Here is a 26,929-nt window from a genome sequence, read left to right as displayed (position 1 = left end):
TATAAGATATGGCAAAGGAATTGAAAGAACTTACCTCCCGCAGCGAAGATTATTCGCAATGGTACCTCGACCTGGTGATTAAAGCCGAATTGGCGGAAAACTCAGCCGTACGCGGTTGTATGGTGATAAAACCGTATGGGTATGCTATCTGGGAGAAGATGCAACGCCAGCTGGACGACATGTTCAAGGAAACCGGACACGTGAATGCCTATTTTCCGTTGTTTATACCCAAATCGTTTCTCAGCCGTGAAGCCGACCACGTGGAAGGTTTTGCCAAGGAGTGTGCCGTAGTAACGCATTACCGGCTGAAGAACGCTCCCGATGGAAGCGGCGTAGTGGTAGATCCCGAGGCCAAGCTGGAGGAAGAACTGATCATCCGCCCCACCTCCGAAACCATTATCTGGAGCACCTATAAAAACTGGATTCAATCGTATCGCGACCTGCCGTTGCTCATCAACCAATGGGCAAACGTGGTTCGTTGGGAGATGCGTACCCGGCTGTTCCTCCGCACGGCCGAATTTCTCTGGCAGGAAGGGCATACGGCCCATGCCACGGAGCAAGAAGCTGTGGAGGAGACCGAGAAGATGATCAACGTTTACGCCGATTTTGCCGAAAAGTACATGGCCCTGCCGGTGATAAAAGGAAAGAAATCGGCTTCTGAACGATTTGCGGGAGCCATAGACACCTATACCATCGAAGCGTTGATGCAGGACGGAAAAGCCCTGCAATCCGGCACATCGCATTTTCTGGGACAGAACTTCGCCAAAGCGTTTGATGTAATGTTTGCCGATAAGGACGGCGGACGCGACTATGTCTGGGCTACCTCCTGGGGTGTTTCCACCCGGCTTATCGGGGCACTCATCATGGCTCACAGCGACGACAACGGGTTGGTACTCCCCCCAAAACTGGCTCCCTATCAGGTTGTTATCGTTCCTATATACAAAAATGCCGAACAACTGGCTCAAATAGACGAAAAGGTATCGGGTATTGTCTCACGCCTGAAAGCGCTGGGAGTAAGCGTAAAGTACGATAACTCCGACAACAAGAAACCGGGGTGGAAGTTTTCCGAATACGAATTAAAAGGTGTTCCCGTTCGTCTGGCCATGGGTGGCCGGGATATGGAGAACAACACCATAGAGGTTGCCCGCCGCGATACGCTGACCAAAGAGACCGTTTCCTGCGAGAACATCGAGGAATACGTCAAGAACCTGCTCGATGAAATTCAGGAAAACATCTATAAGAAAGCGCTCGATTACCGCGCCTCCACCACCCGCGAAGTAAACTCCTACGAAGAATTTAAAGAAGAGATCGAGAAAGGCGGATTTCTACTCTGTCATTGGGACGGAACCCCCGAAACCGAAGAGCTCATCAAGAACGAAACCAAGGCTACCATCCGTTGTATCCCGTTGGAAGGTGATAAAACACCCGGGAAATGCATGGTTACCGGTAAACCGTCGGCACAACGGGTGATTTTCGCAAGGGCATATTAAAGATGGCGAAGTTAAAAAACTGGATCTCGGCTTTCAGGCTTCGCACACTCTTTCTGGCTGTCGCCGGAGTTACCCTGGGTACGGGAGTTGCCTTGCAGGAAGGAAAATTCTCTGCAATCACTTTTGTATTGGCACTGGCACTGGCTGTATCCATCCAGATCTTGTCGAACCTGGCAAACGACTTGGGCGACTACCTGAAAGGTACCGATGTTACCGGCAACCGACAGGGTCCTGCCCGTGCGGTGCAAAGCGGAAAAATTTCTCCCGGGGAGATGAAAACAGCCATCGGGATCGCTATCGTTATCGTTGCTGCAATCGGGCTTACGCTGGTTTTAGACGCTGCGGAGAGTTATACCCAACCGTCCGTTTTCGTACTGCTGGGCATCGGGTTGGTCTGTATCCTGTCGGCCCTGTTCTACACCATCGGCAAGTACGCTTATGGCTACGTGGGGTTGGGTGATTTTTTTGCTTTTTTGTTTTTTGGCCCTGTAGCGGTTGTCGGAACCTATTTCCTGCACACCCACTCCATCGGGTTTCAGCCTGTCTTGCCAGCTGTAGGCTTGGGCTTCATAAGCACGATGGTACTCAACATCAACAACATGCGCGACATGGATAACGACAAGGCATCGGGAAAAATCACCTTTGCATTGAGGTTGGGCTTAAAAAACGCCAAGATCTACCATACCTTGCTCACTTTTGGAATGTTTACCTGCTTTTTGCAGTACAGTTTTATGTTTGCAGCATTGCCCGGATACCGGTTTCTCTATGTGGCTGTTTTTCTTTACCAGTTCTACCTCTTAACGCAAGTTCACAAGAAAACAGGCCGCGAGCTGGATCCCTACCTTAAGCTTACCTCGATGTCAGGTTTTCTGTTAGCCGTTGTTTTCAGCATCTGCATCAATATTTAAACCGTCTGAAAAGGAATGAGAAGAATTTTAGTGCTTACGGGAAAACTTATCGGCGATCTCATTGACTTCTTTTATCCGCCGTTCAAGCGCTATTTCAGCCGGCAGTTTTTCCGCTATGGCGTCAGTGGTGCCGCCAATGTAGGTTTCGACTGGCTGCTCTATTTCGTTGTCTACAACTACGTCATACAAAAGCAGTTTGTTCCGCTCGGGTTTGTGACCATCAGCCCGCACATCGCGGCTCTGCTCATCACGTTTCCGGTCACCCTGTTCTCGGGATTTCTGCTTCAAAAATACGTCACATTCACCTCTTCCGATTTGCGGGGCAAGGAACAGCTCGTCCGCTATATGGCTGTTGTGGGAGTGAACCTGCTGATCAATTATTTCGGATTAAAGCTACTGGTAGAGGTGCTGCACCTCTACCCCACACCCTCGAAAATGGTGGTGACGCTGATTTGTACGATCTTCAGCTATTTCTCTCAAAAGACGTTCACGTTCAAAATAAAAAACTAAACTCTTACTTCAACTCAAGTTCTACCACGTAATCCAGTTCATCGGGAACCTTGTCGAGTTTCAACAGAACACCGTCAGCGTCCTGCGTGAATTTCACCGGTTTCTTATCAAGGAAAACGCGGGCCGACTTCACTTTTTTACCGTTCGTCGGCAAATAAAGCGATTTATCTTTGCAGTTGAGGATATGGACGTAGAGCCTGTTCTCTTTTTGCGTGGTGACACCCCAGTCGCGCGGTGTGACAAGCCCTCCCCTTGTACCGTAAATGCTTTCACCGTACACCTTCAACCAATCCCCCATGGCTTTGTAGCGCTGGACAGCTATATCGGGGAATGTACCGTCTGGACGCGGTCCAACGTTCATCAATAGATTGGCATTGTTGCCGGCCGCTTTAACCAAATAATGAATCAGTTCCTTCTCCGATTTGTATTTCAGGTCGGTAATGTTGTATCCCCACGAATTGTTCATCGTTTCGCACGTTTCGAGCGGAAGTTGTCCAATTTCCGCGTTGGCCGAGAATCCGGTTGTGTTGTGTCCCGGAAGGTCTTTTTCGAAAGTCTGTCCGTCCTCCCCTTCCTGCGGAGCAAGGTGGTGATTGCTGATGACAAGGCATCCCGGCTGTATGCTGTGGATGTGGTCGTAGATTTCACGCAGTCGCCAGTTGAAATCGGCAGGCTGGTCCCATTGCCCGTCAAACCATATTGCGCCGATCTCTCCGTAGTTGGTCAACAGTTCGGTAAGCTGATTGAGCATGAACCGGTGGTAGGAGTCCCAGTTTCCCTGTTCGGTGCGTCCTACTCCACGGCCCGTGCGTCCGATCGGAAAATAGTCGGATCGCCTCCAGTCGAGTTGGGAGTAATAGAAATGCAGTTTGACTCCCTGCTTGTGGCAAGCATCCGCGAGCTCTTTGATGATGTCGCGCTTGAACGGTGTGCCGTCCACAATGTTATAAGGCGATTGCCGGGTATGAAACATCGAAAAGCCATCGTGATGGCGTGAAGTGATGCAAATGTACTTTGCTCCGGCCGCCTTCACATCTGCCACCCATTTTTCAGCATCGTATTTAGAAGGATAGAACCCATCAGCCAGCTTGGCATACTCCTGCCAGTTGATGTTCTTGTTGTTCATGATCCACTCCCCGTCGGCCATCATGCTGTAAATACCCCAATGGATGAATACCCCGAATTTCATGTCCTGGAACTCGGCTCTGTTTTTCAGGTTCTCTGCTGCAGGCACATATTTTTGTTGTGCCTGGGAACTGCCGGCTATAGCAACTGCCAGCAACGATAAGATAATTAGTCGCTTCATTGTTAATCGTATATATTTAATTGTTTTCCAGATAGGTTATGGCCTCCTCAACACTCTTTTCATTAGCCAGCTTCACCTCGTTCTTTTTCAGGTAATTGCCAACCAGCTTCTTTTTGTCCCGATAAATTTTCTTCAACTGCCCGAGGTTCGAAAAACTTTGCAACTTCCCGTTCCGGTTCAGCCAAAACACATTGTAAGGTATAATCTTGTAGTCGTCAGGAAGTTTCAGGTCATATACCCTGCCGTCCGACAGGATGGAAGAATAAGATGTTGTGGATGATGTTTGCGACGTTCCTCCGTAAGCGGCCGGCTTCCCGGGAGGGATCAGCCTGCATTTGTGTTCCACAAACAAGTCAATTTCAGGTTTATCGATCAGGATTCTTACGAATTTATTGTTTATCCGGATAAACTTCTCATCCGCAACGAACACGGTATCTATCTGGGGAAGGACGGCATCTCCTATTGCCAGGGTTTTGCCGTTTTCATCAAAAACCATCTCTTCCGATGCTGCATTATAATTGAGCTTGGCGTTGTTCCTCACGCCGTTTTTCAGCAACACCACCCCCGGCTGGAAATCGGGGAACAGGTAATGCGACAGGGTTACCGTTTCCTGTGCTTTCAGGCAAACGGTTGTCGACAACAGGAGGAATAAAGTCAGGTATTTGATTTGCATGTTGCCTGCCCAACGATTACTTTAATTGTGCCGGTTTCATTGTACCGTACCTTTTTGATGCGATTGGACAACGTAAAGATAATGGATATTCTTTTTCCGGCAAAAAAAATTGTACAGGTTGTAACCAAACAAAGGAAACGGTTGTCCTATTATCGGATTAAAACAAAAACATAATGAATCAAAAAATTCTCTTTTCGTTATTTCTATGTGGCATACTGTTGCCCCTGCGTGCCCAGATAAAAGGAACGGTAACCGATAGCGACAGCAATCCCATTCCATTTGCCAATGTGGCCATCTACTCCCTCCCCGACTCAACACTGATCACGGGAACCACCACCGATCAACAAGGTGTCTTCTCGCTTCTTGCGGATAACAACAGCTCCAATGCCCTTCTGCGGGTATCGTTTATTGGATACGAAACACAAACGGTGCCGGCGCTCCCCGAACAAACGATCTCCCTTCAACCGGACACTACCCTGCTGGATGAAGTGGTAGTAGAAGGAGACCTGCCCCGCATCAGGCTGCGCAGTGATGCCGTGGTCGCTACCGTACAAAACACCGTATTGAGCAAGGCCGGAACAGCCAACGATGTGCTGAAACGGTTGCCCGCCATCACGGGTGACAACGGCGATTTCTCGATCTTCGGCAAAGGGAAGGCAAAGATTTACGTCAACAACCGTGAGTTGCGCGACGTGTCGGAACTCGACCTGATCTCGTCCGCCGACATCAGGGAAGTGGAGATTGTGCACAACCCCGGCGCTGGATACGATGCCTCTGTAAAGGCGGTGATCCGTATTCATACCGTCCGCAAGACCGGCGACGGATTGAGCTTCGATATACGGTCTACCTACCTGCAAACGGAAAATACCGACCTGCGGCAGCAGCTCAACCTGAACTACCGCCACAAGGGATGGGATATCTTCGGGACGGTCAAGTATGAACGGTATGCCTACGTCCAGGACAGCCGGATAGCCCAGGAGGCCTTCGTAGATACCCTTTGGACACAAAAAAACGAACTCCGTGTGGACGGGCTATCCAATCCGCTGACCACCATTGCGGGAGTCAACTACGAGATTTCATCCAACCATTATGCGGGAGTAAAATACACCATGACCGCCTTTCCGGGAAAAAACGGCATGCAGTCCACCACGCTGAGCGACGTCTATGCCGACGGGGTGTTTTACGACCGGTGGGAAAGCAACGATAACCAGACACAGAACAGCAAACCCAGGCACAGGCTGAACGCCTATTACAACGGCAAGTTCGGAGAACTGAACGTGGATTTCAACAGCGATTTCTACAGGAGCAGCCAATCGACCGCCTCCTCCATTACCGAGAGCAGCCAGGAGTATGACGACCGGGTCATCACTTCCGACAACCGGATCAAGAATCGCCTGTTTGCCACCAGGCTGGTACTCTCCTACCCTGTTTGGGAAGGCCAGCTCTCGGCAGGGAATGAGTTTACCCGTACCCGCCGGGACGATGACTACACCACCGACATCCAGGGAATCCCTTCCACCAACACTTCCATCCACGACGAAAACAACGCTTTCTTCGCTGAATATTCCCGTTCCACCCCTATCGGACAGTTAACTGGCGGAGTCCGCTTTGAGAAAGTCTATTCCGACTATTTCAGCGACGGCGAAAAGATGGATGAACAAAGCCGGCATTACGCGCACTGGTTTCCCAATTTCTCCTACAGCAATACACTGGGCGGAGTGCAACTGCAACTAAGCTATACTGCAAAGACCGTCCGTCCCGCATACTGGCAGCTGGGAAGCAGCATCTTCTATGCCAACCGGTTCACCATGCAGACAGGCAACCCTTTCCTCAAGCCGACCATCATCCACGATGCTTCGCTCACCGGTTCCTGGAAATACCTTCAGCTCATGGTCAGCTACAAACAGGAAAGAGATGTGATCATGCAGTGGGCGACACAGATGGAAGAGAATCCCGCCGTAACCCTCCTCTCTACGCGCAACCTGGACAAGCTGCCCAGCCTGACCGCCTACCTCACCGCTTCTCCCAAATTCGGCATCTGGGCTCCGCAGGCCTCCATCGGGTTTATGAAACAATGGCTCACCATCACCAGCAACGATAAGCAGGTACGCCTGAACAGCCCCATACCCACCGCCTCGCTGAACAATTCCTTTTCGTTGCCGAAAGGATTCCTCCTGACCCTCGACGCCAACTTCCAGGGCAAGGGGAACCAGCAAAACGTGGAATTGACCGATCACCAGTTCGTGGTCAACCTGGGAGTCACCAAATCGTTCTTCGACGACCGGCTGTCGGTAGTGCTGAAAGGGCACGATCTCTTCCACGGGCGTACGATGGATATCAAAGCTTATAACGACCGCCTCAACATTTACCAGTTCAGCCGCTGGGATACGCGCGAGCTGGAGCTGACGGTGCGCTACAAATTCAATACCGCCAAGAACCGGTACAAGGGAACCGGCGCCGGCCAGGGAGAGATCAACCGGATGTAAAAGTACTGTTTCACTCAAAATAAAGCCTGCCGCCCTGCATCAAAGCAGATCGAGCGGGCTTTTTATTTTGGATTTCGCGATGTCGGTAACATGGGTATAAATTTCGGTCGTATTCACCGATTTGTGTCCGAGTAATTCCTGGATATACCGGATATCCGTACCGTTTTCCAGCAGGTGGGTAGCAAAGCTGTGGCGCAAGGTATGGGGAGTCACTTTTTTGGTGATGCCCGCTTTTAAAGCTGCATTCTTGACAATGACCTGCACGCTCTTTTCGGAATAGGCACCCCCTCCCTGCCCCTCTATCAGGTATTCCTCCGGTTGATATATCTTGTAGTAATGCCTTAAAGATTCCAGTAACAGAGGGGAAAGCATCACCACACGGTCTTTTCCTCCTTTGGCTTTTCTAATCAGGATAATTTTATTTTTCGAATCGACATCGGTCAGTTTCAGGTGAAGCAGTTCGTTTAACCGCAGTCCGCATCCGTATAACAGCTGGAGGACGCATTTGTGCTTCAGGTTGGTCACGTTATCCATCAACCTGCGGACCTCCCGGGCAGTCAGGTAAACCGGCAGACTTTTGTTCTTCGAGCGGGGATACAGATGGTTTAGGTTGAGTTGTCTGTTGAACATGGAAAGATAAAACTTGTCTATTGAAGCCACGATCAAACGTTGATAAGATGCTCCGATGCGATGTTTCTCAATTTTCCAGTATATATATTTCTCAATTTCCGTTTCCGTTATCTCCAGCGGATGGCTGTATTTCTTTTCAGCCAGCTGTAAAAAACTCCTCACCGCACTCTTGTAATTTTGAATGGAGTTGGAACTGTATCGTTGAACAATCATTTTTCGTTCAAACTCGTCCAATAAATCCATTGTTTTCATTGTATTCGATTTTGTGAAACATTCGTATATGCAAAAATATAAAAAAAATTAATTAAAACATAACAAACACAAATACAATATGATATAAATGCAAAATATTTTAATGTTAATATATATAAGCGAATGTTATAAATCGGGTATTTACGAAAGTTGTATATTTATTGCGTAAACGACACGTTACCAGCCATATTAAGACGACAGATACAATGAAGAAACTTTGGGACAACATAACACCAAGTGACGTAAAAAAAGCAATAGAACTTTTTGACAGGACAAATGAAAATTATCCTGAGCCACGCAACACATTTCTAATTTTTAATGAAAAAAAATACCCTGCCAAGCACATTCGTGGACTTGCTTACTTTGTTGCCAACAAAAAGGAAATTTCAAAAAGTGAATATAGTGGCGGACAAGAGACTGCGACTTTTTTTAAAAAATTAGGCTTTACGGTTCAATACAAAAAAGACACACTTAAACCGATAGAGAAAAGTAAAACAACCGCAAAACCAACTGAACAAACCGAACCACGAAAAACAATCAGCAAAAAATTAAATGTTGTTAGTCAGAAAAATGCTATCCAAAGGTTATTACAAAAACACTTCGGACACATTGAAACTGAGAAAAAATTTGATTGGTTAAAAACTCCAAACCAAGAAAAATTGCCCAAGGAGTATTCTCAAATCGTAAAAGCATTATCAGGATACAGAAATCAAAACGGTTTTCAAAAGTCAAACTACCAACTTCTTTGCGACATTGTTTTAGAAGACCATAAATTGATAATTGAATATGATGAAAATCAACATTTCAGTAAAGCGAGAGAAATCACTTTGCTAAATTACCCTTCAACAATTAAACTAAATTTCTCAAAAGAAACGTGGATAAATGCCTGCAAGAAGATTAATGCAAAAGATAACAGCCCAATAGACAGAGATGAGAAAAGAGCCTTTTACGATACCGTAAGAGATATAGAAGCAAATAAACACGGTTATAAACTTATTAGAATTAAACACGGAGATATAGATTGGGAAGCTGACGGAGCCGAAATATATTTAAAGCAATTTGTTTCCATTGAAGACGAGCAAAATGAAAATTCCACGAAGCATAAAATTGCACGACTTGTAGTTACAGGAAAGCAATATGACAAATACGGCAATCCAAACTTTTCTAAACTTAAAAAAATGATTGAAAAGTTTCTTGCAACAGAATATCAGAAAAGAACTTATGAATTTATTCTAACGCCTGGTGGCTTCTTGACTTTTGACTTTCCAGAAAGTCTCCAATATGAACTTGACATTGCAAAGGCGGAAAAACAAAGTGTTGCATTGCTTGAAAAAGAAGCAAACTCAATAATAGTTTCATTTTTTGAAAGTCTAAACCCTGCAACTTTCAATAAGCTTAAAGAAACTGCTGACTATTTTACCATAGGTATTGACGGCTTCAATCCTACCAACAATCAAAGTATTGAACTTGTTGCTATTTACGATTTGAATAAGGAGAAAGTAATTAGTTGGACAGGAAAATTTTACCCAACCGAAGGGCAGAAAAGGGACTTAATAAAAATAAACGACCTCGACACACATTTCGTTGAGTTGAATAATCAAAGGGTTTTGATGCTTGGTTGTCACGACCTAAACGTATTCAGTCCTCGTGGACAAGCAACTGCAAACCCAGACGGTTGGAAAAAACAATTGGCAGACAGATTTAAAACACAATGCAAGAAATTCAAACCTGAAATTATTTTGCAACACCCACACACGACAGACACACCGAATATCTGGAACTTAGCTTGGCGGACAGTTGATAAAGAACTCCCCTATGTAAAACATTTTGCAAGTGGAATTAAGTATTTCAACAGAAATGGTGTTCGTGGCGACATAGACAAAGTTTTAGAGAAAACAAAAAAGGGTGACGTAACTGATTTTTATTATGACTGAAACAAGAAATACGGCTGGTAACACGGGTTTGGCAAAAGTGGCGGTTCTGTGCTCCGCAGACACATTTGTGGTGAAAATCGCCACCTTCGCCAAGCCCGAAAACGTTAGGGCAAATAGTGACGAACGACATCAAAACGATAAATTACAATTAAATAAATGATTATAAATTTAAAAAACCCAAAAAAAATGACTCGACCAATTAAATTATTAGTACTAATTTGTATGATTTCATTATTTAGTAAAAGTGGATTTTCCCAAATGAGTGTTTCCTACTATTCATCATCTCTTTCAAAAATTGGAGTTGGATATGATTTTAATGAAAAATTTTGGGGAGAATTAAGATTGTATAGTAATACGGAGATTGATGATATTACACCTGAATTAGTTTTTTGCTACAATTTTATAAATAAAGAGAAACACAAAACATATGTCGGATTTGGTGGGAATGTAAATTATTTTACCGGATTAGTTTTACCAATTGGATTACAATTTACACCATGCGAAAAGTTGAATGGATTTTCACTTCATATTGAGCTACAACCAACTCTTGATTTTGATAATGATTTGATACTTCAGAGTTCTTGGGGCTTAAGATATAAATTTGGAAAAAATGATTAATGATTATTTTAAAATCTAAATAATTCAAGATTATAAAAATTGACTGTTAAGTCTAAAACTAAAAAATGATTAAGAAATTATTTTAGAAATATTGAGTAAAAATAGATTGATTAACATTCTGATTAAAGGACACAAATGAACTACTTGCCCTAACAGCCGCTCATAAGTAATTTGGCGCGCAGTGGTTTGCTTAGGTTTTAGCTTTTAAATATGTTTACCGTAAATTGATAACAAAGAGCTACGAATTGCCAAACTACTCATAGCGGCGGACCGTTGAACTAAACCTGTCGGTAAATTAGAATAGTGATAATTTTGAAGCGTAATAACTTCAATTAATTATCATTATGAATCTAAACAAAACATTCGAGAGTTTGCAGATCAAGGAGATGCAAATTCGCAATTACAGTCCCCGTACAATTAAGACGTATTGCAGCCTGCTCATAAAACTTGAAAAAGACTTGGGTAAATCGCTGTATGAGGTTACCACCGAAGACTTTAAAAACTGGTTACATTACCTGATTACCAAAAAAGGAATTTCCGTTTCCACGGTAAACCAGCTTATAAGTGCTTTCAAGATTTTCCATGTAGACGTCTGCCATCGCAAATGGGAAGAGTTCCATGTAAGACGGCCTCGCAAGGAGAAAAAACTCCCCATAGTTTTGTCATTGCAGGAGGTGCAACGCATGATCACGGTAACAAACAACATAAAGCACAGAGCCATTCTAATGCTTACTTATTCTGCGGGACTTCGCAGGATGGAAGTATTACAAATCAAACCAGGCGACATTGATTCACAGCGTATGCAAGTACGTATCGTGCAAGGAAAGGGGAAGAAGGACAGATATACCATTCTTTCGTGGAAAACACTCGAAGTGCTGCGAATGTATTATAAATTGGAACGACCAAGCACTTATCTATTCGAACCGATGGGGCGTAAAGGACAACCCTTGTCGGAAAGAACTGTAGAGTATATTGTGAAAAACAGTGCTAAAAATGCCGGAATAAAAAAAGAGGTATCGTTTCATACATTGCGTCATTGTTTTGCCACCCATTTATTGGAAGCCGGTGTAAACCTGAGACAGATACAGCAGTTCATGGGTCATACTTCATTGAAGACCACAGCTGTTTACCTGCATGTAGCCCATATCAAAACCAGCGAGTTTACTTCTCCATTGGATGATATAACACTTTTCTGATCTATCATTATGGAGAATAAAAAGCAAATCATAGAGATTGCTGACATTTTCCGGGATAAGAGACACGATTTCCTGACCGAGAACACACTTTGTGCCGTACAGCAAAAAGCAATGGAAGATATTATTGCCTGTCGTACTTCAGAACTTGGCGGGCATACATTGAGTTGCAATCATTGCGGTCACAAGGTTCAATCCTATAACTCGTGTCGTAATCGCAATTGTCCCAAATGCCAGTACATAAAACGGATGCAATGGGTACCAAGTGCTAAAAAGTTTTTTGTCCCGGTAAAAGTGCTCAGCACCGTTTTCAGGGGTATTTTATGTCGGCTACTGCAGGAGTCAGTATTCAGGAAGGAGATCAAACTTCCGGATGATACACCCGATTTTCAGACCATAAAAGCAAAATGCTACGCTAAAAAATGGGTGGTTTATGCAGAAAAACCGTTTGCTTCACCCGATAACCTGGTCCGTTATCTGGGCAACTACACACACCGTGTGGCAATTAGCAACCACCGTATGGTAGGTTACAAAGATGATAAGGTTACTTTCAGCTATAGGGATAACAAGGCAGGAGGTGCAAGAAAAACAATGACCCTGGAAACTATGGAGTTTATACGGCGATTCATGCAGCATGTCCTTCCATGTGGATTTAGCAAAATACGTTACTTCGGATTCATGGCTATCTGCAAAAGGAAAACAAAGCTCAATTTATGCTATTCACTGTTGCCCACCCCAACCTATTTTTCAAGACTTACAGGACTGCTTGCAATGGAAGTTTTACAAATAATATCCGGTAAGGACCCGATTATTTGCGCAAAGTGCAAAAAAGGGAAATTAATGGTAAGCCCGGCATGCAATGTTTTACACATAGAACCAGGATAATTCTGATAATTAACAAAAGCGTTCTTTCCATTTAATGACAAAACTCGTATAGATGATGAGCAAAATCATACAGGGAGAATTATGCATTTACGTGGACGGTCTAAGATTAAAAAACAATCATGTACTTGAAAAAGAGCTTTTATAGGAACTTATTAACACAAATCAAGCAAAAACGCCAACCTCCCATAAATACTTTTCCCATAGCAATAGGTTCCGTTCAACTAGTTTTATTTGCCATTATTGATATCATATTAAATTAATCTTTGTGAAAATTTGTGAATCAACTTCTTTTCAATAACTTTGGTGGGCTATAACGGCGAATAAAACACTAAGATGTTGAAAGAGGAAATGCCAATAAATAATATTGATAATTAAAAGACTAAATTTGTGTATTAACAAAATTATCACGAATGACAGAAATTACACATAATCCTGAAAATCTATACTATAAAGTTTCAGAGTTATTAAAACAGGCGCAAAGCAATGTTGTCCAAACTGTAAATAAAACAATGGTTACAACCTATTTTGAAATAGGGAGAATGATTGTAGAAGAAGAACAAAAAGGAAAAGAAAGGGCAGAATATGGGCAACAATTGATCAATGAGCTCTCATACAAGCTTTCGACTGAATTTGGTAAAGGATTTTCCCCGACAAATATCAAACAAATGCGAAGCTTTTATCTCATTTACTCAAAAGGTCAGACAGTGTCTGACGAATTCAATTTAAGCTGGTCGCATTATTTAAAACTAATGAGGATTGACGATGAAAACGAACGCCGGTTTTACGAAATAGAAACTTATAAAAATAACTGGAGCTTGCGCGAACTTCAAAGGCAGTACGACAGTGCATTATACACAAGACTGGCTTTAAGCCGTGATAAAAAGAAAGTCATTGAATTGTCAGAAAAAGGTTTAATAATAGAAAAACCCAAAGATGCCATTAAAGACCCGTATGTTTTAGAATTTATTGGATTGCCGGAACGACCTTCATATACTGAAAGTGATTTAGAACAAAAATTAATAGATAAACTTGAACATTTCTTACTCGAATTAGGGACAGGCTTCACATTTGTTGCAAGACAAAAAAGAATAACATTTGATGAAAAGCATTTCAGGATAGATTTGGTATTTTATAATCGAATTTTGAAATGTTTTATTTTGATTGATTTAAAAATTGGAGAGCTAAAACATCAGGATATTGGACAAATGCAAATGTATGTAAATTATTATGACAGAGAGATAAAACTTAAAGACGAAAATCAAACTATTGGTTTGATACTTTGTCAGAATAAAAGTGAAGCAGTTGTAGAATACACTTTACCCGAAAATAATGAACAGATTTTCGCCAGCAAATATCAGACAGTATTACCAAGCAAAGAAAGGCTGAAACAATTAATTGAAAATAAGGACGAAGAATGAAAATAAACAACAAACTGGTAACAATGTGCAAAAATAACAGCCTGAAAGATAGTAAATTCAAGGCTTTTGGCCCGCTTAAACTTTCGTTTATTTTGAGTGAAAGATAACACGCTACCGGCTACTATTCTTGCACTGAACAGTTATGAGCAAACAAAAACAACGCTCTCCCCAAATGAAAAAGCGTTGTTCTGACAAAAACGGATTTACTTTTTTGGATGAAATCTATCGGGTACGACTTTTAACATTTCAACAAAACATTCTAAAAATTGCTGTGCAGACATCGTGCAAACCGAATTATCCAACTTTAAACCAGACTTTTCAGAAAGTTCCCTAACTTGTTGTTTACGAAAGATTTTCTTCAAAGCCGTACGTACCGGCAAATCAGGGAAATGAAGCATAAAATAAAGAAAATCAAGATATTTTTCTTTCATCTCGACACCGATATCTTCACACTTCTTTTTACTGATTTTTAGTAATGCCGACTTAACCGTTGGAGACGGCAGAAAACTTTTCGGACTAATTTCATACATCAATTCCAACCTGAAAAATGTATGATAAAAAACAACATACGGGTTGAAAAACTTTTGCTGAACAAGTTTTTGAGCGGGTTCTAATTGCATAATCAAACAGCCTTGCGTAAAATATTCCAGATTCGTGAACATCAGCGATTTCAGAATATCGGAAGTAATTCCGTATGGTATATTAGAAACCACTTTAAAATGCTTTTGTGGAAACGAAAACCGCATATAGTCAATTGCTACAATGTTGACTTTTTTATTACATCCGAATTTCGACCTGAGTTCGGATACCAAACGCCTGTCATTTTCAATAGCTATCACATTGTCAGTGTTTTTAGCTAAATGAACAGTCAAAAAACCGCGACCGGCACCAATATCTAAAACCAAATCTTCTTTTTGCACGTCAGCTAGCCGAATAGCATCATTTATTAATCGGGTGTCTATTGCAAAATGTTGACCTGTAAACCTTACAAGAACACGATTTTTTTTCATTATTAATTTCTTTTGGATGAATACTTGACTCAAATCACAGAAAGTGAAAGACAGTATTACCCATCAGAAACAGCAATGAAATTACGACACTGATTTTAGAATAAAATAGTGGCTGTAAATCATAGACTAATCGTCTAGAAAAATATTGATTTAAAAAAATAAGGGAGAACTGTCTTTCACTTATATAAAAGTCCAAGGTCTGCTGAAATACATAATGAAATGATTTAGTTTATGACAAAAGTACAAAAAAATTGCCATCACATAACATCGGCTTTGCAAAAGCGAGGGCAAAATTCCCTGGCGTTGAAGATTTTCGCACTTTAAGTCGCAAAAAACCATTTCGTTTTTTTATTTTTTGTAAGTTTGAAAAACGAAAATGGTTTTTGCTCGGGTTCGTGTTTATAGAAAGTTTTGAATTTCTTAGCCCCGCCTTCGTAAAGCCGTTAACCGTTGGGCAATTTTACAGACTTAGTTAACGAATAGACAAACAGGACTTAATGTAAAAAAATGAATAAATATTTACTTCTTGGTGCAATTGTAATTGGCTTGACAACCTTTTGCTCAAATCCAAGTCAGTCGAATTACGCTGACAAAGCAATAAACCACACTGTAGCAAAAATAACAACGACAAAACGAAATAAAATATGATTACTCAAAAAATAACACCTTCGATTTGGGTCGAAACAACAGACGCTAAAGCAGTTGCCGACTATTATCTTTCAATATTTAAAGACGGTAAACTAAAAGAACATCACAAGTACACAAACCCACCAGAAGCAGGAGGCGGAAACTTTGAAACAGCAATTATCGAAATTGCTGGCATGGAATTGAGCATTTTAGCAGCAGGTCCATTTCAAAAATTTAACGAGTCAGTTTCATTGGTTATTAACACAAAAGACCAAGCCGAAACAGATTATTATTGGAATGCCTTAACTAAAAATGGTGGACAAGAAAGTTCTTGTGGATGGTGCAAAGACAAATATGGCTTATCTTGGCAGGTAGTACCTGTTGAATATTTTGCCCTAATAAACAACGCTGACCCAAAGGTTCGAGAAAAGGCCATGAAGAACACATTGCAACAAAAGAAAATTATCTTAGAAGAACTAAAATAAAAACTGCCCATTACACGGGTTTTGCGTCAGGCGGGGTGACGTGCAAACGCGGAACTTTGTGCTTCTATTCAAGTTCAGTTCAGGTTGACAGTTTTGTGCTCCGAAACCCGTCTGAACGCAAAGCCCGAAAACGTTGGCGGTAACCCTAAAAAGGCTGCGCAAATTGAGTTGTTTAATGACAGATTTTCTAACTTTACATTTTAACGATGGACATTTCGCACGACAAAAAACTTTTAAGGTCAAATAACAATTAAAATGAAACACTATGGAAACATTTCAATGCTTTCAAGATTATCCTACTTGGTTTTTACCAGTTTTCATTGTTCTTATTCTTTGGGATATTGTTTGGAAAATAATCGCAATGTGGAAATCTGCACGCAACAATCATCTGATTTGGTTTATTTGTATTATAGTATTTAATACGATAGGTATTTTACCAATTGTTTACATTTTAATACAACGAAAAAAACGATCTGCATAACTTGACAGACAACTTTTTGATTACTAATTTCAAGTAAGACAGGCTTTTTTATCGACAATTTTACATTTGGTTTAATACAACCTTGACAACCAGAGATTGAAAAAATCAGACAGGACAAAAGGGCTAACCGCCAACACATGGTATAATACATACGGGTTTCAGCGGTTTTCGGGCGTTTGTGCCTCGTAAAAAAGCTGGTGTAAACTGACAGGAAATCGCCCGCAATCGGCAACTTTTCTTACTGCCGTCCGTTATGGTCAAGCCAAGAACAACAAACTGCAATGACAAATACTGACTGAGAAAGATTTTTAACAATAAATCTGACAGACTTCATGGATTAGATCATTTGAGAGCAATTGCTATTTTACAAAAAAGTCACGTTGAAGTAATGCGCTTGATTGACACGTTTACCAACGAGCAACTTTTTACAAGTAAGTTTTTTGATTGGACTGGTACTACCAGTTTGGGTAGTTACTGCGTTTCAGCAACTTCAAGTCATTACGACTGGGCAATGAAAAAGATAAAGGATCACAAGAAAGAACTAAAGTAATCAATACAAACCACCGCTATTTGCCTTGTTTTTAGTAAGTTTGTGCTTTATTTATTCTGAGAGTTTTTATGGCAAAAGGAAGAATATTACAAGTAAAAGAATCCGAAATAACGGTTATCAGTCAGCAGAATACCGATTATATCAGCCTTACGGATATGACCATTACTTTTCGGGAAGGTAGCGGACTGATAGGCAAATGGATAACCAACAAAAACACGATAGAATATCTCGGCGTTTGGGAGAGAGTAAATAATCCCGATTTTAATTACCCCGAATTCGGGGTAATTGGACAAGAAGCAGGTACGAACAGATTTATAATGTCAGTTGGTCAATGGATTGACAGGACGAAAGCCGTAGGAATGCTCGTAAAAGCAGGAAGATACGGCGGAACGTATGCACATAAAGATATTGCATTTCACTTTGCAATGTGGTTAAGCCCCGAATTTCAAATCTACTTGGTTAATGAGTTCCAGCGACTTAAAGATGAAGAAAACGACCGACTGAAATTAGAGTGGAACCTGCAACGCACCCTTGCCAAAGTAAACTACCAAATTCACACGGATGCAATCAAAGAGAACCTTATTCCGCAAGAAATTACCAAACAGCAAGCAAGTTTTGTTTATGCCAACGAAGCCGATTTGCTGAATGTTGCCCTTTTCGGAATTACCGCAAAAGAGTGGCGAGACAGCAATCCCGACAAAACAGGAAATATAAGCGAAAGACTTCTACAACTCAACAAGGTCGCTATTACACAAATGAAATCGTTACTTGCAAGCAACACAATGAAAAAACTGAAATAAGAAAACAACGAACCGCTAACATTGCATATAGCCTTATGGCGGGTTAAGTGATAAAATCAAAGTTTTCGAGACATATCTACTTTTGTGTTATGCTGAAAGATAAACGCTTTTAAAACCGCCACAAGCCATATGCTTAAACGTTCCCGTCGTTTCACACACGTAACCGTTGTGGCGTAATGCAAGAAAATCAGAATCAATAAGGCGATGAAAGACAAATTGAAAAAATATGAGACGATTGGTTGTTGTGGAATAGATTGTGGACTGTGTCCTAGATTCCATACAAAAGGAGATTCTGCATGTCCTGGTTGTGGAGGATTGAATTTTAATGATAAACATCCTTCATGTGGATTTATGACTTGTTGCACGATTAAAAATGGATTAGAGGTTTGTTCCGATTGCAAAGATTATCCTTGTAAAAGATTCAATAAAGAAAAAGAAGGATTAGATTCATTTGTTACTCATAGAAAAGTCTTTGTAAATCTTGACTATATTAAAAGTAATGGAATTAAGCAGTTCATTGAAAATCAAAAAACACGGACTGGCATATTGGATGACTTATTGATAAATTTCGATGATGGTCGTTCAAAAAATTTTTATTGCATTGGTTGCACATTATTACCTATTGACAAATTACTGGAAGTAAACAGATTTGCTTGTGGATTATCAACGGATATTGAAACTCGGGAGAAAAGCAAACTGATTAAAAATTTCATGACGAACATTGCTGATTCCTTGAACATTGATTTGAAATTAAACAAGAAAAAATAATGCACATACGCACAACACGGGTTTTGGCGTCAGGCGGGCTAACATGCAGTTGTGAGGTTTCGTCATCCCTATAAGCGTTCGTCTCGCCAACACGCTCGAATACAAAGCTCCAAACCGTTGTGGGTTATACTAAAAAAGACATTCTACCAAGATGACACCTAGATTAAGAAAGACGATTTTGTTTTCACTATTGGGATTATCGTATGGGTTTTTTTCATATAACTTCTTCGGCGGTTGGTGGAATTCATCGTTTGGGACAATATTGATTCTTTTTTTTAGCTATTTGATTTGGAAAAAAGATTTTCTTAGACATGTAGGGTTACAAGTAAATTTTAAAACATTTGCTACATCAATAATTCTTGCTGTGATTGTTACAATATGTGCATTGTTGATTATGAAACATATCGCAGCTAAACAAAATGTTGTGATTAGCTATACGAGTTGGCGGGGTTATTATCACGATATATTTTACATTATAAATGAAGAGATTGTCATAGGTTCTATTTTACTTTTTGCATTAGTCAATAAAAGAAAAGTTAGACCAATTTTTGCATCCATAGGATTAGCCGTTATCTTTTCATTGATACATTTCGTATTTTACAAATGGATTTTTAATGACAAAGGAATTTTGAGTGTTTCAACATTAATAACGCTTTTTCTTGTTGGATTTGTGAGGAATAGCTTAATTCTACAAACTGGTCATATCGGATACTCTTGGGCGCTCCATTTTGGGTGGATGATGGTAATGTTTGGTAGTAAGCACATTGATTTGAATAGCAACTTGAGAGTAACTGAACCCGAAAGATTTAATTTATATTTGGGTTCAATTGAGATGTTAGGAATTTCGATAGTTTTAGCAGGTTTGAGTTTAACATATTGGATAAAAAAGTACAAATCACAACATCATATATAACACTGCAGTTGTAAATTTTACGACAGAACAAATCGCTACCATACAAAGCGAATGTCTTATTTTGGGTGCGGTAAACGAAAACGAAGTAACATTATTGACGATAGATAAGCCTGTAAATAACGGGCTAAGAATTAAATGAGACGAAAAAAAAGGAGAAGTGAATGCTAAATATTTAGACAAGCAAAATACTCAATTAAGAAAACAGAATAGGATAAAAACAATCTATTCGTCGTTACAAATCGAAGGAAATACTTCGACTGAAAAGCAAATAACAACAATTATCCGAATTATTTGATGACCCTCACTTTATACACATCAATTTCGGGGATCGTTATTTTTTTGGTTGGATTTATGGAGTATATGTTGTGGGTCCACCAGCTTATTTCACCCTGGGTATAGATGAGATGATCCGCTTTTTCGTCGTAATAGACCGACTTGACATCGGGCTCGTTCGCAAGGGGAGCAAAAGGCTCAAACGCATTGCTGTTTAAATCGAACTTCCATACTTTTTTCGACGTGGTTATCAGCAGCTGATTTTCCGAAGAGGCATACAGGTCATGCCCGCCCGTTTCCGGCAGTGTCCACTTCTCCTCCAGTTGTAAACCCGGATTGGGAGTGTCCCAGTCAACCAGCGAATACGCCCTCAGTTCATCGTAGCCCAACGCATAGAGCAGGTTCCTTCCCGCCATCCAGGTAACGCCGTGGCCGGAATACAACGAATCGCTGAACAACACGGTATTTGAACGGCCCGCATCGTAAATTTCCAGCCGGTTCCCCTTGTCGGCGGTAGACAATGCAACCGCTATACGGTTACCGGGAAGGTATTCTACGGAGTGCGCATTGGGTGTGATGGCGTAAAAGAGGCATTTCCGGGTCGCACGGTCCACCAGAAGGGTTCCTCCGCTCGAGGAACAGATCAGGATCTTGGTATGGTTATCTACCGATTTGTGATCATCCACGGTCCTCATGTGCCGGATCATTGTATCGGGCATGTTCGTGACTTCGGAGGTCTTCAGGTACCAATTGACTTTCTTTACGCTGTCGGCCGAGTTGGCGAAATCCAGGATCATCACCACATTGTCTCCCCCGACGATTATTTCCCGCGGACGCTTCGAGTTTGATTCGCTGCACGAAACGGTAACGAAAAGGAAGAAAACAAGAGCGATCTAATAAACACATTTACATTTTGTCATCGTTCTTTTAGTTTAAGTTATCCCATCCGGGATTTTGTTTCAACATTTTATTTAACGTAAGCTCTTCGGTAGAAATCGGGGCGAATTGAGTCAATATCCCTATAATTTAATACCCCCATCTCATTTTTTCTCCAAAAAAAAGAACAAATAAACAAAATCACATCAAAAGAGGCCGGCTCAAGGTAATCCGAAACCGGCCTCTTTGGGCTTTAATTACCGAAACCAAAATCATTTCAGCTTAAATTCAACATAAACAGGATAGTGGTCCGACATGACATCTGTGTATTTATCATGAATGATATCTGATTTCACCACTTTTTCGGCCATCGCTTGATTTACCCACATGAAATCAATTCTCTTGAAATTTCCGGATCCTGATTTTTTAGTCGGAATACTATGTTTGAATGTCGTATTAGTCAGCCAGTGGGTATCCCTGAATCCGGCTTTGGAGAGCTGGTCCATAACCGAGTAATCAATATCGCCGTTATTGAGATTTCTAATGTGCGACTGCTCCTTTTCCCGCTTTCTCATGCCTTCCACCATTTGTGCACCATAGTGTGACTCATCACTTCTGTCCAATGAATTAAAGTCCCCCATAATAAGAATGGGCTCATTTTGGGGTAAGGTAGCGGCATGCGACAAAACTGTCCTTACCTCTTCCAGTCTTTTCTTGTAATTAAAAGGAGAAAAGTGTATGACAAAAATATGCAATTTATTTACGTTCGCGTAAATATACGCATGCCACATATTATCCACCACCTTTTGAACATTCACGATGGGAAATTTTGACGACAAGGCTACCGGATATCCTTCCAGTTTGGATAGGACAGCATACGGATGTCCGTAACTATGGGAAAATTCCTCCAGGCTTTTTTGCGTAAATTTGTTCATCTCCTGAAAAGCCACCACATCGGGGTCAACGGAAGTAACCCATTCCTCAAACCTGACTTTGTTCAGACTATCTTGCTGCAGGCCTTCAAGAATGTTGTAAGAAACAATTTTGAAGTTGTGCTGGGAACAGACAATACTGAAGTGAGTTAAAAAAACGACTGTAATTAAAAACGATATTTTTTTCATATGTAATGGTAATAATATTATTATTCTGTTATATATCCGGGATTTTGATCAACTTTCTGATCAAGAGCCTTGTTGTAGTTAAATTCCGCATCGGGGATTTTCCACAAATAATGCTTTTCACTTATTGTCGTATAGTCACCGTTGACTTTCTGATATTTACCCACCAATTCCTGGGCTTTGCCCAAACGAACGATAAAATCCCAGTGCTTAGCCTCGTTCATCCGTTCATACGTCTCCTCTTTTATTAACAAATCGATAAATTTATCCATATCATTATAATCGGATAACTTATAATCAACGGATTCATCCGGAGAGTCTGGATTTAATCCATAAGCGCGTCGCCTTAATTTATTCAAATACTCTATCGATTCCTGGGTAGGATTATTATTCACCCGCGCAGTGGCTTCGGCGTATGTTATCAATACATCAGAATATCTGATTAACGGTATTGAAACATTCGCCCCGCCTCCTTGTGCCAGAGGATCCCAATATTTAGTCAATAAGCAGGTATAACTACCGTAAGCGTCTTCTCCAAAAATATAAAATCTGACATTTAAATCATGCCGAAAATCATTCTCATCCCAATTTTCTATGACCTTGTTTCTTAAATCGGTATAATGGGTAAAATATCCGTTTCCGTTTAACATTAGTTTACCAGGCTCAATTTCAAACTTGGGGTGTGAAGTATAGGATAAATAACTCCACGTTTTGCCATCCGTCCTGGAGGTTTTAATGTAAAAGACTTCTTCGGTTGAAGTTGTCAGATCATAACCGAAAACCTTATCGAAATCTCTTGGCTGGGCCACTGTTACTAAAGCATATATGCCGCTGTTGATAATCTCTTCGGCAAGTTGTTTCGATTTGGCGTAATCCTTGGTATACATATACACTTCTGAAAGCAACGCTTTTGCCGCATACAGGTTTGGGGTTCCGATCATCCGTGAGGTTGAGGGACAGTTGTTGACCGCAAACAACAAATCATCAATAATGAATTCATAGATATCTTCCACGGAACTCTTTTTCAGGTCCCAGATCTCCATATTCTCTTCCGTTCGCAAAGGCACCGCGCCCCAATGGCGGACCAGATTAAAATAATTGAACGCCCTCAAGAACCTTAATTCACCGATAAAGGCATTGATTTCCTGTCCTGTCATGGCATTGGCGTCTGGAAGCCTGTCAATAGCAATATTGCAATATAAAATTGCCTTGTAGATGTTCGTCCAGTTGGAGCCAATTCTTGTTATATGGGTAGCGTTTACCAATCCTTCATACCTTGGGGAATAGCCCGTGTAGACACCTTTCGAATAACAATATTCCGTATTGATTTCAAGTGTGGCAAACCAGTTTGCGTCATAAGCTCCACGCATCATATTCAAGGGAGCCATAACGGCGGCATTCGCCTCGTTGGTCGTATTGTAAAAATTGGATGTTGCCAGTGCATAAGTATAATCCGCCTCGTCAAGAGACTCATAGCATGAAGATAAGCACAGCAACGATAATGCAAAGATGGATAAAAGTACTATTTTTTTCATAATCTGATTTTAAAATGTGATATTGGCACCAAAAGAGATGGTTTTGTTGTTGGGATAAGTGAAGTGATCAATTCCCGAATTTATATCTCCTCCTTTTGAATTCACCTCGGGATCCAATCCTGAATATTTTGTAAGTGTCAGGTAGTTTTGCAAGCTGACATAGAATCTTATCGCCTGAAACAGTCGTTTATCCTTGAGTGTCATCGGCGGGACGTTGTAACCCAAAAGAATATTTTTCAATCTCAGGAACGACCCGTCTTCAATAAACCTGTCGGAATATTTCAACGGTCCCACCAACTCTATTCTTGGATAACGAGCGTTGGAATTATCTTGTCCCTCACGCCAACTGTGATAATAAACATCCCTTTCAATGTTCATACCCTGGCTGTAACTATAATTCCTCATCTCGCTAAGGTTAAAAACATCATTTCCCTGACTCCCCTGCAGGAAAAAGCTCAACTCCATTTGTTTATACCTGAATCCGCAATTAAGGCCATATATGAAGTCGGGATGGGGAGACCCCGCCACATAGCGGTCCTCTGTATCCGTGAGTTTGTCGTCCTCGTTAAAATCATGATAAGTGAGCGACCCTTTTTCGTTAAATCCGGCATCCTTATAAACATAAAATGATCCTATCGGCAATCCTTCCCGTATAATGGTGATTGAACCGGAACCGAAACTATTGTAGGTTGTGCCGAAGATATCAAGGCCATCGGAAAGTTTTTCAACCCTGTTTTTATTGTGACTTAAATTGAACTGTGCGGTAAATCCGAAATCTTTGGTTTGAACAAGGTCTCCCTCCAACAATAACTCAAACCCTTTATTTGACATGCTGCCGATATTCTGTACGGTTGAGTTGTATCCTGACGACGGTGGCAGAAACACGGTATTAAGGAGGTTGGTGGTCAATTTCGAATAATAATCCAATGTCATACGAAATCTGTTATTAAAAAACCCCAGATCAAGCCCCATATCCCATTGGGAAGTCGTTTCCCATTTCAGATCTTCCGGAAATTCACCGCCCGGCGCGTAAAATGTGTAGTTCCCGTTACCCGTCGCCGTCTTTCCCGATGAAAGCAAATTTTGTGTGGAGTATGGTGCAATGGCAGTAGAGCCTGTTTTTCCATATCCAAAGCGGATTTTCATATCCGACAGGTTTTCGAAACTTTTCATGAAACTCTCGTCAGAAACCCGCCATGCCAAAGCAAATGACGGAAAATATCCCCATTTGTTGTTCTCCGAATAACGGCTCGATCCGTCTGCCCTGATGCTTGCCGTCAACAAATATCGTCCCTTGTAAGAGTAATTGATCCTACCCAAAAGAGATTTCATGACCCATTGCTGGTAACCTGTGGAGGGCGTGTTTATCGTTCCGGCTGACCCCAGGTCGTTTGTCCAGGTTACATCTGACATGAAACTGTTTCCTGAAGCGTTAATGTTCCGCCTGATGTACTGTTGGTAAGTGTATGCGCCCATCACATTGAACGAATTATCATCCAGCACATTGAAATTATAATTGCCGATAAATTCATTGGTGAGGTTCGAATATCGATAGTGATTTACCGAGGCGGAGTTATTTTGATAAATATATTTTGAAGTGGTATACCCGTCGTATCTCCTGTCGGAACTTTCCAGCCCCAGAATTCCTTTCAGGGAAAATCCCGAAAAAGGTTTAAAGGTTACCGAAGCATTCAAGTTGGACAAGTTGGTCGAATTCTTGTAAGTCGATTCGTACGCCATGTTTATAGGGTTCTTCACTTCGTGTGAAGACCAGGAAAACCAGGATCTCAGGTCTTTATAATTCCCGTTTTCATCGTACGGAGTGAATAAAGGTGACGCGGAATAAACAGCTCCGATCATGCTGCTTCCGCCATGCCCTCCGCTATTGGATTGATTGAATCCCTCTATTGAGGAATAACCCAGTTGTACGTTGGTTTCAACCACAGGGCTTATAAGGATATTCAGATTTGACCTGAGGTTGTATCTGCTATATGAGCTATTCTTAATCAACCCGTCTCTGGATAATGCGGTAGCACTTACAAAGTATTGCAACTTGTTTGTACCACCCGATATTCCAAGATTATGCTGTGTCGACGGTGCATTTTTAAACATCAGGCTTTGCCAGTCGGTGCCTTCTCCCATAGCGGCGATATCCTGGTCAGAAAACGGTTTTTCCGTAAGGATGTTGGCATTTATCAGATATTCATTATAGAACCTTGCCCATTCCTGTAGGTTCATCAGATCCAGTTTCTTAATTTGCGATTGCTGCCCGTATTCAAAATTATAAGAAACCGTGGGATTCTCATCTGTTCCTTTTTTAGTGGTTATTAAAACCACTCCGTTTGCCCCCCTTGATCCGTAAATAGCGCTCGCCGAGGCGTCTTTCAATACTTCAATAGATTCTATATCATACGTATTGATGGATGACGTGCTGGCAGGAATGCCATCAATGATAAACAAAGGCGAGTTGTCTCCTTTTATGGAATTGATACCCCGGATACGAATCGAATAATCTCCGGATGGATCTCCTGTATTCTGGGATATGGAGACGCCAGGCACTTTCCCTTGCAATGCCATCATGGGATCGGGCACGGTGTATGTCGTTAATTCTTTGCCTTTGATGGACGAAACAGCTCCCGTCAAATCACTTTTTCTCACGGTACCGTATCCGATCACTACAACCTCATCCAATAGCTCCGCATCTTCGTGCATAACCACATTCATTGTAGAAGTACCATCCCGGACAACTTCCTGCGCTGAAAAACCGATGTACGTAAAAACTATCGTCGCGTTTGCGGGTACGTTGATCGAGAAGTTCCCGCTCTCATCCGTCACCGTTCCGTTTGTGGTTCCTTTTTCAATCACGTTCACCCCTATGAGAGGGATACCGGCCATGTCTTTCACAGTTCCCCTCAGGGCACTGTTTTGTGCTACGGCTCCTGTTGAAAGAGCCCAAAATAACACAATCAAGCTTATAAACACACTTGACAATTTACTTCTAACCATAATTTTTTTGTTAATCAAATTAAAATTTCCAATCGAGACGCAAAGAAAAATGATACATGTTAAGAAGCGGTTACTTTTTAACGAAGAATTTGTTACTTAACATTTGAGGATTGAATAAAACTCAGTAAAACACCATCATGACGGCCGCCTCTTTTACCCTACCTTCCTCTGACGGGGTAATTCA

Annotated in this window: 23 protein-coding genes; 15 read left to right on the top strand and 8 right to left on the bottom strand. The window is 41.5% G+C overall.

Features of this window, described 5'->3' with window-relative positions:
• The first annotated feature begins 8 nt into the window (after window positions 1-8).
• The 3 genes from KCV26_11580 to KCV26_11570 are packed head-to-tail and all read left to right on the top strand — an operon-like array spanning window position 9 to window position 2,908.
• Complete coding sequence (locus KCV26_11580) at window positions 9-1,490, top strand: proline--tRNA ligase (protein WZX35940.1); 1,482 nt, start codon at window positions 9-11, stop codon at window positions 1,488-1,490.
• Between the two features lie 2 nt (window positions 1,491-1,492).
• The gene (menA, locus tag KCV26_11575; GenBank protein WZX35939.1) at window positions 1,493-2,398 is read left to right on the top strand and encodes a 1,4-dihydroxy-2-naphthoate octaprenyltransferase; all 906 of its coding nucleotides are present in this window, start codon (window positions 1,493-1,495) and stop codon (window positions 2,396-2,398) included.
• 15 nt (window positions 2,399-2,413) lie between these two features.
• Window positions 2,414-2,908: a GtrA family protein gene (locus tag KCV26_11570; protein WZX35938.1), complete on the top strand. Its 495-nt coding sequence runs from the start codon at window positions 2,414-2,416 to the stop codon at window positions 2,906-2,908.
• Window positions 2,909-2,912: 4 nt separating this feature from the next.
• Here the strand turns inward: KCV26_11570 and KCV26_11565 are convergent, their stop codons facing one another.
• The gene (locus KCV26_11565; GenBank protein WZX35937.1) at window positions 2,913-4,214 is read right to left on the bottom strand and encodes an alpha-L-fucosidase; all 1,302 of its coding nucleotides are present in this window, start codon (window positions 4,212-4,214) and stop codon (window positions 2,913-2,915) included.
• 16 nt (window positions 4,215-4,230) lie between these two features.
• On the bottom strand, window positions 4,231-4,887 hold the full coding sequence (locus KCV26_11560) for a hypothetical protein (GenBank protein WZX35936.1): 657 nt from the start codon (window positions 4,885-4,887) through the stop codon (window positions 4,231-4,233).
• Window positions 4,888-5,060: 173 nt separating this feature from the next.
• Between KCV26_11560 and KCV26_11555 the strand changes: the two genes are divergently transcribed.
• On the top strand, window positions 5,061-7,373 hold the full coding sequence (locus tag KCV26_11555) for an outer membrane beta-barrel protein (GenBank protein ID WZX35935.1): 2,313 nt from the start codon (window positions 5,061-5,063) through the stop codon (window positions 7,371-7,373).
• Between the two features lie 39 nt (window positions 7,374-7,412).
• Here the strand turns inward: KCV26_11555 and KCV26_11550 are convergent, their stop codons facing one another.
• Entirely contained in the window at window positions 7,413-8,255 is an 843-nt protein-coding gene (locus tag KCV26_11550) for a tyrosine-type recombinase/integrase (protein WZX35934.1), read from the bottom strand.
• Between the two features lie 206 nt (window positions 8,256-8,461).
• Between KCV26_11550 and KCV26_11545 the strand changes: the two genes are divergently transcribed.
• The 6 genes from KCV26_11545 to KCV26_11520 all read left to right on the top strand — a co-directional run bounded on the left by KCV26_11545 (window position 8,462) and on the right by KCV26_11520 (window position 14,303).
• Entirely contained in the window at window positions 8,462-10,189 is a 1,728-nt protein-coding gene (locus KCV26_11545) for a hypothetical protein (protein WZX35933.1), read from the top strand.
• The gene (locus KCV26_11540) at window positions 10,182-10,349 is read left to right on the top strand and encodes a hypothetical protein (GenBank protein WZX35932.1); all 168 of its coding nucleotides are present in this window, start codon (window positions 10,182-10,184) and stop codon (window positions 10,347-10,349) included. The genes KCV26_11545 and KCV26_11540 overlap by 8 nt, the downstream gene beginning before the upstream one ends.
• A 26-nt stretch (window positions 10,350-10,375) precedes the next feature.
• Window positions 10,376-10,807, top strand: a complete 432-nt coding sequence (locus tag KCV26_11535; protein ID WZX35931.1) for a hypothetical protein — start codon at window positions 10,376-10,378, stop codon at window positions 10,805-10,807.
• A gap of 344 nt (window positions 10,808-11,151) precedes the next feature.
• A complete protein-coding gene (locus KCV26_11530) occupies window positions 11,152-12,003 on the top strand; it encodes a tyrosine-type recombinase/integrase (protein ID WZX35930.1) in 852 nt (283 codons plus the stop codon).
• 9 nt (window positions 12,004-12,012) lie between these two features.
• A complete protein-coding gene (locus KCV26_11525; protein ID WZX35929.1) occupies window positions 12,013-12,885 on the top strand; it encodes a transposase in 873 nt (290 codons plus the stop codon).
• A gap of 410 nt (window positions 12,886-13,295) precedes the next feature.
• Window positions 13,296-14,303 (top strand): DUF1016 family protein, encoded by a 1,008-nt coding sequence (locus KCV26_11520; GenBank protein ID WZX35928.1) that lies wholly within the window; start codon window positions 13,296-13,298, stop codon window positions 14,301-14,303.
• Window positions 14,304-14,506: 203 nt separating this feature from the next.
• On the opposite strand, the gene erm is transcribed toward KCV26_11520, so the two are convergent.
• Window positions 14,507-15,313: a 23S ribosomal RNA methyltransferase Erm gene (gene erm, locus KCV26_11515; protein ID WZX35927.1), complete on the bottom strand. Its 807-nt coding sequence runs from the start codon at window positions 15,311-15,313 to the stop codon at window positions 14,507-14,509.
• A 644-nt stretch (window positions 15,314-15,957) separates the two neighbouring features.
• Here erm and KCV26_11510 point away from each other — a divergent pair.
• The 5 genes from KCV26_11510 (at window position 15,958) to KCV26_11490 (ending at window position 19,937) form a co-directional block, all read left to right on the top strand.
• The gene (locus tag KCV26_11510) at window positions 15,958-16,425 is read left to right on the top strand and encodes a VOC family protein (protein WZX35926.1); all 468 of its coding nucleotides are present in this window, start codon (window positions 15,958-15,960) and stop codon (window positions 16,423-16,425) included.
• A gap of 869 nt (window positions 16,426-17,294) precedes the next feature.
• Window positions 17,295-17,456 carry a ClbS/DfsB family four-helix bundle protein gene (locus KCV26_11505; GenBank protein ID WZX35925.1) on the top strand — a complete coding sequence of 54 codons (162 nt, stop codon included), beginning with the start codon at window positions 17,295-17,297 and terminating at the stop codon, window positions 17,454-17,456.
• A 68-nt stretch (window positions 17,457-17,524) separates the two neighbouring features.
• Window positions 17,525-18,256, top strand: a complete 732-nt coding sequence (locus tag KCV26_11500) for a KilA-N domain-containing protein (GenBank protein ID WZX35924.1) — start codon at window positions 17,525-17,527, stop codon at window positions 18,254-18,256.
• Window positions 18,257-18,460: 204 nt separating this feature from the next.
• Window positions 18,461-19,024 carry a DUF3795 domain-containing protein gene (locus KCV26_11495; protein ID WZX35923.1) on the top strand — a complete coding sequence of 188 codons (564 nt, stop codon included), beginning with the start codon at window positions 18,461-18,463 and terminating at the stop codon, window positions 19,022-19,024.
• A gap of 151 nt (window positions 19,025-19,175) precedes the next feature.
• A complete protein-coding gene (locus KCV26_11490) occupies window positions 19,176-19,937 on the top strand; it encodes a hypothetical protein (protein ID WZX35922.1) in 762 nt (253 codons plus the stop codon).
• Window positions 19,938-20,224: 287 nt separating this feature from the next.
• Here the strand turns inward: KCV26_11490 and KCV26_11485 are convergent, their stop codons facing one another.
• The 4 genes from KCV26_11485 to KCV26_11470 form a co-directional block, all read right to left on the bottom strand.
• Entirely contained in the window at window positions 20,225-21,007 is a 783-nt protein-coding gene (locus KCV26_11485) for a hypothetical protein (protein WZX35921.1), read from the bottom strand.
• A 351-nt stretch (window positions 21,008-21,358) separates the two neighbouring features.
• Window positions 21,359-22,207, bottom strand: a complete 849-nt coding sequence (locus KCV26_11480) for an endonuclease/exonuclease/phosphatase family protein (protein WZX35920.1) — start codon at window positions 22,205-22,207, stop codon at window positions 21,359-21,361.
• Between the two features lie 20 nt (window positions 22,208-22,227).
• Window positions 22,228-23,739: a RagB/SusD family nutrient uptake outer membrane protein gene (locus KCV26_11475; GenBank protein WZX35919.1), complete on the bottom strand. Its 1,512-nt coding sequence runs from the start codon at window positions 23,737-23,739 to the stop codon at window positions 22,228-22,230.
• Between the two features lie 9 nt (window positions 23,740-23,748).
• The gene (locus KCV26_11470) at window positions 23,749-26,745 is read right to left on the bottom strand and encodes a TonB-dependent receptor (GenBank protein ID WZX35918.1); all 2,997 of its coding nucleotides are present in this window, start codon (window positions 26,743-26,745) and stop codon (window positions 23,749-23,751) included.
• Window positions 26,746-26,929: the final 184 nt, after the last annotated feature.

Source organism: Petrimonas sulfuriphila (assembly GCA_038561985.1).
GTDB lineage: Bacteria > Bacteroidota > Bacteroidia > Bacteroidales > Dysgonomonadaceae > Petrimonas > Petrimonas sulfuriphila.
The sequence above is the reverse complement of the archived record's forward strand: the minus strand, read 5'-3'. Positions and strand labels throughout refer to the sequence as shown.

Coding starts and splice junctions, on each gene's coding strand:
- KCV26_11580 (WZX35940.1), top strand. CDS start 9: ATGGCAAAGGAATTGAAAGAACTTACCTCCCGCAGCGAAGATTATTCG.
- menA (WZX35939.1), top strand. CDS start 1,493: ATGGCGAAGTTAAAAAACTGGATCTCGGCTTTCAGGCTTCGCACACTC.
- KCV26_11570 (WZX35938.1), top strand. CDS start 2,414: ATGAGAAGAATTTTAGTGCTTACGGGAAAACTTATCGGCGATCTCATT.
- KCV26_11565 (WZX35937.1), bottom strand. CDS start 4,214: ATGAAGCGACTAATTATCTTATCGTTGCTGGCAGTTGCTATAGCCGGC.
- KCV26_11560 (WZX35936.1), bottom strand. CDS start 4,887: ATGCAAATCAAATACCTGACTTTATTCCTCCTGTTGTCGACAACCGTT.
- KCV26_11555 (WZX35935.1), top strand. CDS start 5,061: ATGAATCAAAAAATTCTCTTTTCGTTATTTCTATGTGGCATACTGTTG.
- KCV26_11550 (WZX35934.1), bottom strand. CDS start 8,255: ATGAAAACAATGGATTTATTGGACGAGTTTGAACGAAAAATGATTGTT.
- KCV26_11545 (WZX35933.1), top strand. CDS start 8,462: ATGAAGAAACTTTGGGACAACATAACACCAAGTGACGTAAAAAAAGCA.
- KCV26_11540 (WZX35932.1), top strand. CDS start 10,182: ATGACTGAAACAAGAAATACGGCTGGTAACACGGGTTTGGCAAAAGTG.
- KCV26_11535 (WZX35931.1), top strand. CDS start 10,376: ATGACTCGACCAATTAAATTATTAGTACTAATTTGTATGATTTCATTA.
- KCV26_11530 (WZX35930.1), top strand. CDS start 11,152: ATGAATCTAAACAAAACATTCGAGAGTTTGCAGATCAAGGAGATGCAA.
- KCV26_11525 (WZX35929.1), top strand. CDS start 12,013: ATGGAGAATAAAAAGCAAATCATAGAGATTGCTGACATTTTCCGGGAT.
- KCV26_11520 (WZX35928.1), top strand. CDS start 13,296: ATGACAGAAATTACACATAATCCTGAAAATCTATACTATAAAGTTTCA.
- erm (WZX35927.1), bottom strand. CDS start 15,313: ATGAAAAAAAATCGTGTTCTTGTAAGGTTTACAGGTCAACATTTTGCA.
- KCV26_11510 (WZX35926.1), top strand. CDS start 15,958: ATGATTACTCAAAAAATAACACCTTCGATTTGGGTCGAAACAACAGAC.
- KCV26_11505 (WZX35925.1), top strand. CDS start 17,295: ATGCGCTTGATTGACACGTTTACCAACGAGCAACTTTTTACAAGTAAG.
- KCV26_11500 (WZX35924.1), top strand. CDS start 17,525: ATGGCAAAAGGAAGAATATTACAAGTAAAAGAATCCGAAATAACGGTT.
- KCV26_11495 (WZX35923.1), top strand. CDS start 18,461: ATGAAAGACAAATTGAAAAAATATGAGACGATTGGTTGTTGTGGAATA.
- KCV26_11490 (WZX35922.1), top strand. CDS start 19,176: ATGACACCTAGATTAAGAAAGACGATTTTGTTTTCACTATTGGGATTA.
- KCV26_11485 (WZX35921.1), bottom strand. CDS start 21,007: ATGATCCTGGATTTCGCCAACTCGGCCGACAGCGTAAAGAAAGTCAAT.
- KCV26_11480 (WZX35920.1), bottom strand. CDS start 22,207: ATGAAAAAAATATCGTTTTTAATTACAGTCGTTTTTTTAACTCACTTC.
- KCV26_11475 (WZX35919.1), bottom strand. CDS start 23,739: ATGAAAAAAATAGTACTTTTATCCATCTTTGCATTATCGTTGCTGTGC.
- KCV26_11470 (WZX35918.1), bottom strand. CDS start 26,745: ATGGTTAGAAGTAAATTGTCAAGTGTGTTTATAAGCTTGATTGTGTTA.